This window comes from Microbulbifer discodermiae (genome assembly GCF_040742695.1).
GTDB lineage: Bacteria > Pseudomonadota > Gammaproteobacteria > Pseudomonadales > Cellvibrionaceae > Microbulbifer.
The window spans coordinates 1-10,301 of record NZ_JBFLAB010000083.1; the positions used below are offsets into that span (position 1 = coordinate 1).

Annotated in this window: 5 protein-coding genes and 1 pseudogene; 3 read left to right on the top strand and 3 right to left on the bottom strand. The window is 49.6% G+C overall.

Annotated elements, in window-relative coordinates:
- The 3 genes from AB1S50_RS17955 to AB1S50_RS17965 form a co-directional block, all read left to right on the top strand.
- Positions 1-109 (top strand): IS3 family transposase (locus AB1S50_RS17955; RefSeq protein WP_367149665.1); only part of this gene is annotated, 109 nt, incomplete at its 5' end.
- Between the two features lie 70 nt (positions 110-179).
- Positions 180-1,238 carry a tyrosine-type recombinase/integrase gene (locus AB1S50_RS17960; protein WP_367152514.1) on the top strand — a complete coding sequence of 353 codons (1,059 nt, stop codon included), beginning with the start codon at positions 180-182 and terminating at the stop codon, positions 1,236-1,238.
- A gap of 384 nt (positions 1,239-1,622) precedes the next feature.
- Positions 1,623-2,027: a thermonuclease family protein gene (locus AB1S50_RS17965; protein WP_367152515.1), complete on the top strand. Its 405-nt coding sequence runs from the start codon at positions 1,623-1,625 to the stop codon at positions 2,025-2,027.
- 336 nt (positions 2,028-2,363) lie between these two features.
- On the opposite strand, the gene AB1S50_RS17970 is transcribed toward AB1S50_RS17965, so the two are convergent.
- The 3 genes and pseudogenes from AB1S50_RS17970 to AB1S50_RS17980 form a co-directional block, all read right to left on the bottom strand.
- The gene (locus tag AB1S50_RS17970; protein ID WP_367152518.1) at positions 2,364-2,549 is read right to left on the bottom strand and encodes a hypothetical protein; all 186 of its coding nucleotides are present in this window, start codon (positions 2,547-2,549) and stop codon (positions 2,364-2,366) included.
- 350 nt (positions 2,550-2,899) lie between these two features.
- Positions 2,900-9,220 carry an RHS repeat-associated core domain-containing protein gene (locus AB1S50_RS17975; protein WP_367152516.1) on the bottom strand — a complete coding sequence of 2,107 codons (6,321 nt, stop codon included), beginning with the start codon at positions 9,218-9,220 and terminating at the stop codon, positions 2,900-2,902.
- A gap of 527 nt (positions 9,221-9,747) precedes the next feature.
- Positions 9,748-9,858, bottom strand: a pseudogene (locus tag AB1S50_RS17980) (zinc finger domain-containing protein); the annotation flags it as partial.
- Positions 9,859-10,301 lie beyond the last annotated feature (443 nt).

The following is a 10,301-nucleotide window of genomic DNA, read 5'->3' on the forward strand; positions in this document are numbered from 1 at the left end:
GGAGTACATCGAGATTTTTTATAACCGCCAACGTCGCCACTCACGGCTTGGCAACTTGGCCCCAACTGAATTCGCCAAGAAGTATTGGGAATCAGCCAAAGCGGCTTAAAGCGGGACTGTCCAGTATTGTCAGGACACCCCAAACGACATGCCCGAAGGGATAAATATGGCGGCAATTGATGAGTAGACCAAGAAGACCACAAAATGCTTGGATGCCCCGCTGGGTTGAGCATTACCGCCGAGGTTATCGAGTAAAAATTCGTGGTACCGGGTGCTGGCATCTATGTGGCCCAGAAGCTACAAGAGCCGAAGTGTGGACCGCATATGAAGTTTGGCAAGCAGGCCAGCATAACAAAGCATTTACCGTTGATAGTTTAATAGAGTTGTATTTCGCAAGTCCTCAGTACACAAAAGAGTTAAAGCCACAAACACAGAGAGACTATTTACGATACTCAAAAAAGATCAAGGCGGTATTTGGTGGTGCCAACCCCGATAGCATCACTTCTCCAGTCATACAACTTTTTATGGACACCCGGGGAAGTAAATACCCCACTGCGGCAAACAGAGAGCGTACCTTTTTGGGCATCATCTTGCGCTGGGGTAAAGCCCGGGGCTTGGTAACAATCCCCGACCCCACGGCAGCCGTGAGACCCCTCAAAGAGCGCCAGGCAGGAAGGTATGTGGAAGATAGCGAATACCTTTCGTTCTATGACTGGCTTGGGGAAAAAGGTCATAAGGCACACCAAGCAGCCATGGAAATCGCTTACCTTTGTGGAGCGCGCCAACAAGACGTTTTGGCCCTAACCAGACAAGACGTGCAGGAAGATGGCCTGGTAATTTACCAACAGAAGACCGGCAAAAAACAAATCAAGCTTTGGACTGGCCGGCTGAGAGACGCTAAAAATCTGGCGCAGTCGATAAATACCAACAACACGGTGCAGAGCGCATATTTAATCCGCAGCAAAACTGGTCGTCCATACACTAGGGGCGGTTTCAATGCGATTTGGCAGAGGGAGCAAAAAGCGGCATTGGCTGCCGGGATCATCAAAGCTAGGTTTCGATTCCACGACCTGAAGATAAAGGCCGTCAGTGATTTCGAAGGCGGCGATAAGCGGGTCTTCTCAGGCCATAAGACCAACAGCATGATGGAGAGGTATAACCGTACACCTGATCGGGTGCTTTCACTGGACAAAGCAAGGATCAAAAAGAAGGAAAAGGCGCCTAAAGATCCCAAATAAATGCTGGGTATATATACAGTTCAGAGAGGGCGAGATGGGCGATGTGTACGAAAATTACCCCCACGAATTACCCCTCAAATTCCCAAAACGAAAAAACCCGCACTGGGCAGGATTCGTAAGTCTTTGATTTAGATGGGGAATATTGGGGTGGCTGACGGGGATCGAACCCGCGACCTCAGGAGCCACAACCACGCGCAACGAACTTTAAGAAACAATGGGTTAAGCCGGTAAGGTGTGGGAATAACTGTATATATACACAGTCTTTTAGCCCTTATGGCATGGCAAGCGCCTAAAATTACCACACTGTCTTAAGTGGATATAGATACAGTATTTATTTATGCTACTCCATTCGGTCACACATGTTACAAGTAGCCTGCCCTTACCATGAGAACTCTAATCCTTGCCCTCCTCTTCCTCCCTACTCTGGTCCTCGCTCGACCCGTAGAGGTAGTCTCCATCTATGACGGGGACTCCTTCACCGCCAATGTCTCAGAATGGCCCGATATAATCGGCAAGCGCATTGGCGTCAGAGTCAAAGGGGTAGACACCCCGGAGTTGCGGGGCAAATGCCAGGCTGAAAAGGAACTGGCACGAAAGGCCAAGCAATTCGCCGTCACCCTGCTCCGTGGAGCCCAGGAAGTACGCCTTGAGGAGATAGAGCGGGACAAGTATTTCCGGCTACTCGCTGAGGTATGGGTAGACGGCAAACGCCTAGACCAACTGATCATAGGCGCTGGCCTTGGGTATGAGTATCATGGGGGCAAGAGACGGAACTGGTGTAGCCAATAGCCCAGCTGATGGTGCCACCATTGGAGGACAAAAAATGAGCACATCAACCCCTACCTCCGACACGAATCTGGCGCGACCCGAAATCTACCAGCGATATCGAGAAGGATGGCTGACGCCTACCGCGGAAGAGGTGGCAGCTGAGTTATCCAAAGCAACCCTCACCCCTAGACAAGCGGCGCAGCTGGTGGGTGTATACAGCTTCACCCCCTACCTCGACGGGCTGACATCAATCGACTATGGCGCTTGGCGTCTGTTATGTATCTACTCCGGCAGCGTGAAGGGTGACACGCATAGGGACTACGTTCCTGATACGTCTACAAGGGAGTGGGTTTTCGATTAGCAAAGAGGCCGGAGCCGAATTTGCTGGCCTGTGTTAGCAATTGCAGATATTAGATATCCCCGCCAAGCGGGGTTTGAGATCAATACGCCGGTGAAGGTCAGGATACCGTCTTTGCCGCTGAGGCTCTTACCCTCACGCAGCGCCTTGACAGCAGCCTCTATTTCGAAGGTAGGTTTGGTCATAGGTCATCTCTTTTTTGTTAATAGTAAAGAAATGACACAGAATTCTGAACACTACCACAAGCCCTCCAGGTGAGTGTCCGAGAAATCGCTAAGGAGCAAATAACGTAAATACACAAATAAATATACTCAGTAAAAAATATATAAATCTATAAAGATCATCCTTCCCCTTGACTAATATGTGAGTGTAAGAGGGTATCTGTATGTTTTCCCCAAATATGTAAGGAATTACAAATCCAGCCACTACTAGACCATAAATAATTCCACCAACGAACGTACCTAAACTCCAGAGAGTTGAGAAGAATATCCTCCCAACCAGAAAAATAGCTATAGAAACCATCCACAAGTAAAATTTATTTTTCATTACAACTAAAACAATCCTGTTGAAGAATATAATTAGTACTTTTATCTACCCCAACACCTACAGCACTTTGGAGCATCTTTGGGCTTCTGGTCAAATTAGTTAATATTGTCACGGTGCCCCTCCCCGCCAGCAATGAGGCAGTATCAACGCCAACTTGTCCGTAATCACCCTGATTCAAGCTATCTATGATAGAAATTGCTGTCTTCACGTCTAAAGCAACGGCCACTGCTTTATAAGGAATACTTGCAAGGTCAGCACTCGCCTGCATTCCTACTCTTAAATCTCTAGTATCTTCGCTAATCCACCATTGAGGGAATTCTTTTTGTATAATTTTAAACGGGTTCAAAATATTTTGTGCATTACCGTGAGCAGTGATGCAATCCCCATCTTTCCCACATTCAAAGTTACTCGGGCCAGATTCTTTTTTCTCTGAACTCCCTTCGTCTTCACTACTTGAGGCACTGCCGCTTGAGATATCGCTGCTTGATCCGCTAGTACCAATGCTGCCCAAAGCAGATGAGCCAGGCAGCGTCAAAATCAATCCAATATTTAGATTCGACCCAGGAGCAGAAGTCTGCTTCCCTTCAACAAAAATATGGTCTACATAATTCTTTATTCGCCCATTGACCACAGAAGTTCCAGAACAGGAATCTCCCGTACATTGAGTTTTCGCACCATTCTTATTAGCTGTTGCATACCCTGTGGGATCCGTCAGGCTCATCGGATTATTGAAAACGTAACTATACCGATTCCAGCTCTGGCTGTAAGTAGGTGCCTGTACGATGGGATCCGGACTTAAAAACCGTCCAATGACTGGATCGTATATACGGCCATTCATATGAATGATACCGGTACCATCCAGATGCTCATGGCCGGTAAAGCCACGCTTGGTCGTCAGAGACTGAGCATTAAGCAGTTCTTCCAATTGCGTCTCGCTTAGTTCCCCGGTCCAATCCGGAGCTCTGCGCTTCCCAAAGGGGTCAAACGCCGTGTCCAATATAACATTGCCTGATTCGTCCGTGACCTTTTCAACCGAACCCAGGTGGCCCCGGTGTACATATTCCAGAGTACCAACCGTCACTCCAGTCATATCGGTCGCTGCAATATGCGTGATATTTCCATCGATTCGTGTTTTTTGAATACGCTGGTATTCAGGATCATTGGCCGGCAGTAAATCCTCATAGTTGCCTATAATAAAGGCTCTTTCAACTTTCTCCGTCCCATTTTTTTGCGATAGCGTCTCTCGAAAGTAACGCTGACCATTGGGACCATATTTGAACTCATCCTGATACCAAGTCCACCTTGAAGTCGCGATCCAGTTACTACGACTAATACGGACAGGCAGCTGTCGCGCATTCCAGGTTATAGACGTGAGTTCTGGGCCGACAGTCTTGTAATTAGTAACCGCACCATTTTCATCATAGGTGAAATCATTCGTTACACCATCAATGACGGTCTGACTGACCGCATTGGGGCCGGCGTTGTCGACCTGACCATATTGATACCCTGTCACACTATTATCCCCGGCGTAGCTGCTGGTTTTAGCCAGAATATTCCCCAGGGCATCATATTGCGTTGTCAGGGTCCGCTGTAAAGTGCTGTTGAGATAAGTTGCCGCACTGGTAAGGCGATTGAGGGCGTCGTAGCTAAAGTTTTCCTGTTTAACCGTCCCCACTCTGGCAAGGCGGGACTCCAGTACACCATTTGAACGCCAATGGTACAGATTGTCTTGAATCTGACTGGTACCCGCGGTTGCAATGGACTCCAAACGGCCCGTATCCGGGTTGTAGTTCCGATTGGTCACCACACCATTACCGTAAACTTCCTCCTCCACATTACCAAATGCATCTATCGTATTTAGGCTCTTGAGAGTATTGGTGCCATCGGTAATGGCGGACAGATAGCCCTGTGCATTGTACTGGTAGTGGGCTTCCACGCCACTGGGGTAGGTGATCCGCTCCAAACGGCCATTGCTATCGTAGCCGTAACTGTGCTGGTAGCTGCGAGAATCACTATCCACCGTCAGGTTGGTCGTAGTACTCACCAGCTTTGCCGCCGTATAGCTATAGTCTTCGCGGAAGCCTTCGACGCCGGCCTCTGTATAGCTTCTGCTAGCCAGATTGCCCACAGCACCCACGGGGTCATAGGTCCAAGTGGCGACGCCGCCCGGATCCGTCTGCTCCAGCAGCCGGCCCAGTTTGTCATACTGATAAACCAGTGTTTGTCCCTTATTGTCAGTCTGGCTCGTTTGCTGATTGAGGGCGTCGTACACTGTGGTTACGGTACCAATATTCGGATCCGTCAGGCTAGTTCGATTACCGGCCGCGTCATAGATGAAAGTGGATTCCGTATTGGCATCATTATTCACAATAACCGATTTCACCAGACCCATGGCATCGTATACGAAGGCTGTCTCCACTTCCTCAGTACTGCCTTCCCCATCGATCGTTTTGGCCAGGTCCCCCATCAGGTTAAAGAGTCGACTCTTGACTTGGGTTTCCTGTAAGGCGCCATCAGATCCGTGTACGTCTTCCGACACCTTTACCTCAATCTGATTGGTCGCTGGCAAGGGAATAAAGCTGGTACGGATTTCTCCATCGCCGGCCTTCTGAATCCGTGTAACCCGGTTGCGAATATCATACTCATAGATGTTCAGCGGCTTATAACTATCCGAATAATAGGGTTCGGTTTCTAGGGAGAGCCGCCCTAGCGTATCGTAATTATACTCCCGGCGTACAACGGTGCTTCCGTCAAACGACTGCGTGTCCTGCTGAACGATACGGTCGAGAATGTCAAAGTAGCGATCAGAAGTCGGCGTGATGGCAGAGCTGGTTGATACCTTATACGCAGCTATCATGTCGCCGAATACAGGGCAGGTACCACCCACACAAAAGGTGTACGACGTATTAAACGTCACACCATCCGCATTAGTGCGTAGAACTTCCCGCCCGAAAGGATCGAAGTTGATGACGGTGCTGCGGTTATTGGCATCAATGACCTGGCTGGGTTTACCAAATCGCGGGTCATAGCCAAGGGTAAGGGCTTGACCCAATGGATTAGTGATTTCTCCAGCATAGCGTTTATCAATGTAGTTGCCGGCCAATGTGCTGCGACTTTCTATATTAGCGCCAGAGGTCGTTTCACTGAGCAAATTACCACTGGCGTCGTATGCGTAAGAAACGGCCAATTCTAAGTCGGGATCGCCGGGAAATTGGGTTACAGTGCCTAACTTACCGGTATTGTTGTAAGGCAATATGGCAATGGATTGAGTCCGATCCGGCGATTGACTGGTATCTCCAGCGTAATAGCTCGTCTCCATACCGCTGGTAAAGCCGATTACCCAGGGACTCGTCCGGTTGTTCAAGGTAACCGCAGTTTCCGTGGTGCGCTGCACCCCGGTCGGACTGACAGTTGCGACCTCTCCCCAATAGCTTTGGGCGGTCGAGATAGTTGCATTGACCGCGTACTCTCTGGCGTGTATTTCGCCACTTTTGAGTTCACCGAAAGCACCATAGCCGGCTTTCGAAAGGTCCGTGGTGTCTATCTGGTAACCGAGGATCTGGTTGTTCTCATAGAGGGTCTGCACCGACTGTTGGACATATGGGTAGTAGGTGCTACCGCTTCCCACATCCATGATAAGCGACTGATAGTGGAACTGCTGCTGAGTCAAGGCCTGTAGGTTATCGTCAAAATTTCCTTCGTATTGCCGGATGCGAGCCACACGCCCCAAGTAAGGGAAGTCCTGTCGGAACTGCACGTAAGTGACGATCCCAGATTCGGTATCGTAGGCTCTTTGAGCGTAAAAACCGAGAAAGCCCCAGTGATTAGTACTCATCAAGCCTGTACCTTGATAGCTGTAGCGGGTGACATGCCAGCCATTGGCCAATCCATTTGACCGCTGTACTTCACTCACGACACTACGAAATTCGCCATTGACCGGTGCTAACTCCGTAGAATCAGCAGGCACTATGCCCTCACCAAAAGGTCGCTCGAAAAACAGACCGTCGGTCGAATTTTCCTGGATCTTGGTGTGATAAAAGCGTGTGGTTTGACCGAGGCCATCAGTGACTTCCTCAATGCCGGTCTTTATATCAATCGGGTTGGCGCCGTCGATATCTTGCCAGGTGAACTCGAGGGGATTAAGGCACTCACTGCCGATACCATTCTCATCATAACCACACAGCTGGACCTGTTTTAGCCTTCGGTACTCTTCGGTATCCGGTTCGGTAATCAGGCGGTATTCACGCAGCAAATTGCCATCAAGTAAAATATTAATGTGGTGCAGGAGGACAAGCTGTTCCTGTTCAATCTCACCGTCATCCAGCGGTTGTGGGGGCGCGTCACTGCGCGTTCCGTATGCAAATTGGACTTTTGCATCTCCACCATTGCCATAAACAATTTCCAGCGGATAGTTGATCCCCTCTACCGTATCCCGATGATAGCGGTAGGTCATCGTGTTGCCGAATTGATCGGTAACTTTATTTACACTCCAGCCGAAGTGTACAGAGCTTCCCGCCTTTAAGCGGCTATCTTTGGTATTTCCATATTCCTTGGTGTTGCCGTTCGGTGCGGAAACTTCAAACCAAGTGTTTCCATTGGTTTGCTTGAGCTCGACTAAGTAGAAGCTATCCCGCATTGCACGGTATTTAGCCCCCTCCTGCCAATCCACCCCGGAAACCAACACCAACGGCTCGCCATCCAGGCACAGGGAATCGCTGTTGTCCAACTGAATCGAATCGGTATTTGGACGCCCCTTGACACAACGGCGGATGGAGCTGAATCCAGTGAGCCTCCAGCCATAGCCTAAAATATCTTCTGGAAGAGATTCATTATTCCGTTCACGGTAGCGCGCGCCAGAATAGCGAACGGTGATACTGGGTGTGAGCCCATTGACGCCAGGTGCCACCTGTACAGGCACTGAAATAACGGCATCCCCTTGCTGAGTGACATCGGCGCTATAGTCCATGCCCCCGGGGGTGGTAGCTTGGGCGAGCGTGGCCGCCGGCGTTATACCATCGAGATTATGTACATCAATCCACGGGCTTGTGGTCCAGCTTGAACAGGCATCGTCGTTACACGCGAGAATACGATAGCGATACTGATCTTCCGCATCACCTCTAGCCTCATAGATTTGACTCAGTGGATTCGCCAGAGGCACATCATACCAACCCTCTTGGCCACAAGTCTCGACACCCTCCTTACACTCGCGCTGAAGCTGGTAACTTGTGACAATACCTGTAGGCGCGCTCCATTCAATATCATAGTCCCCGAACTCACTATCTTCGGGCAAATTGTTGAATTGGAGTTGTGCAGGTGCAGACAGCGGGATATTCACAGGAACGGACTTGGACGGCGACCAGTCACCACATTGGCTATTACAGGCTCTTGCCCGAAAGACATAAGTTCCCTGACTCCCCTCCGACAGGCTGATCGAATAAGAAGTACTTAGCCCCGTATTAGTTGCGCTGTTGTCTGTTTTGGTACATGTAGCATCCCCCCAGGAAGAATTGCCGGGCAACTTGCACTGCAGTTCATATCTGGTCACCGCATCAAATTGCCCACTCACCGCGGGCCAGGCGACTTGGAAGTCAGTGGTTTGCGTACCGGATCCCGGCTGTGTAAAAGCATCAACAGCATCAGGTTTGCGGCTAACAGTAATCGTTGAAGAGTATAAGAAGAAACCCCAATTGGTATAGGAACCCACTGTCGCGTATGTGCGCACCCTATAACGATAGGTTCCGTCGGCAAGCTGCCCAGAAGAGGGTCGCGAGATGGACCGGGTGCTTGTACTGGCTTGTTTATAGATTGTTGTCCAAGAACCGCCATTAACCTGCTCTTGCACTTGATAGCCGGTTATTAGTGGTGGAGTAGCGGGCGCGGCCCAGTTGAAGGTAAATACTCCATCCCTCACAGTAGTGCCACTGGTTACATTTGAAAAATTATAGCTGGGCGGCGTGTTCGGTTTGAACGCGACATTGACGATGTGCGTATCTTGTTCAAAGCCACTGGGCTCGGTACAAAAAGAACCTTGCCATTGTAAGCAGGTGGTTTGGGCTGTCAGCTTGAATTCATATTCACCGGTAGAATCTACTGTTGCATCATAGTAGGTCCTACCTTTCATATCCACGCTGCCCAGACTCACCCCGTCTTTATATCTATTCAGGCGGGCCTGGATGGTGGTATTACCACTAAAAGTCAGTCGAAATGAACCAGTTGAATCATTGGTTGGCCCGCTTATCGAAATAGCCAATACCTGATTTGCAGCCAGGGCCAGCGCCCCTAACAACACGACGCGAGCAAGATATCCCATCACGCTAAACACCCTTCTTATTTACTGCCCAGCTATCACCAAGCCTCATCTGACTGGTGTTTTTTTGAACTGGCAGGAATGCCCCAAATTTCGAGGCGGCCATGTTATGCAGTTATGGCATTTGAATCCATATTATTTTTACACTGACTTGGACTCAAATAACCCCCTTAGTCAAAGCCGTTTTTGTGTAATTGACGCGGTGTTGCCGGAATAAAGAAAAGTTTCACTGTACAGCGAAACAACCTATAAGCTATTTTTCTGCGCTGCCAAATACGGTGGGAAAACGTGCTCTTGTAGACTAATGACCCATAGGGTTTCTATTTGGTACTGACAAATCCATTGCCACCGATCAAACGCCACCTCCGTCTCATCAGCATAAATAGATCTGCCTATATTTTAATCAACGCTGTATTAGAAGCTCTGCCGGAATGGAAAATGTCGCACTACGACAAAATGTCAGATAACGACCTTGCAAAAATAGGGCTCCTAAACGCCCTAGCGATGGCCCGAGTGAATGAAAGGAAAAGTCACCCATACTGAAGTAATCGAGAAATCAATGATTGATGACGGTGGCACTGTTCATCACAAAAGTTGGGAGAGTCACCCACTCTTCGAAGACGCATCCAGCACCGCTTGCAACCGCAACGCCAGACCTATGCCCCCATTTTGAAACGGACTTTGCTGTTATGGGCGGGTGTTCAGTGTCCTCTTTGACCTCACTGGCTGCGATGGAGGCACACGAAGTCGGTACAATCAATCTCTAAAAGACGGCCTCTGTGCTCTGCGAAGCCTCTGCTGCCACTGCATTGATTCTTTTTTGAATCACATCCAGCTTCAACTGCTTGGCTTTACGCGACAGACCCTCCGCCAAGATACGCTCGCGTCGCTTGCGTAATTCACTCAGGCGCTGGCTGGCTTGGTTGAGTGTGCGACTCCCGTCTCATTCTCCTGGACGCATTCCTGTCAGACTTCTGCGAGGTACTGCGCAAGACGCTCCCGCACATCAAAGTAGGGATTGGGCACAAACACCCCGGATACTTCCGGGGTGCTGAGGATGCGTTCAAGACTGGCTTTGGGATCG

Excerpts from the sequence above, each read along its gene's own strand:
- AB1S50_RS17960 (WP_367152514.1), top strand. The coding sequence starts at position 180 with ATGAGTAGACCAAGAAGACCACAAAATGCTTGGATGCCCCGCTGGGTT.
- AB1S50_RS17965 (WP_367152515.1), top strand. The coding sequence starts at position 1,623 with ATGAGAACTCTAATCCTTGCCCTCCTCTTCCTCCCTACTCTGGTCCTC.
- AB1S50_RS17970 (WP_367152518.1), bottom strand. The coding sequence starts at position 2,549 with ATGACCAAACCTACCTTCGAAATAGAGGCTGCTGTCAAGGCGCTGCGT.
- AB1S50_RS17975 (WP_367152516.1), bottom strand. The coding sequence starts at position 9,220 with ATGGGATATCTTGCTCGCGTCGTGTTGTTAGGGGCGCTGGCCCTGGCT.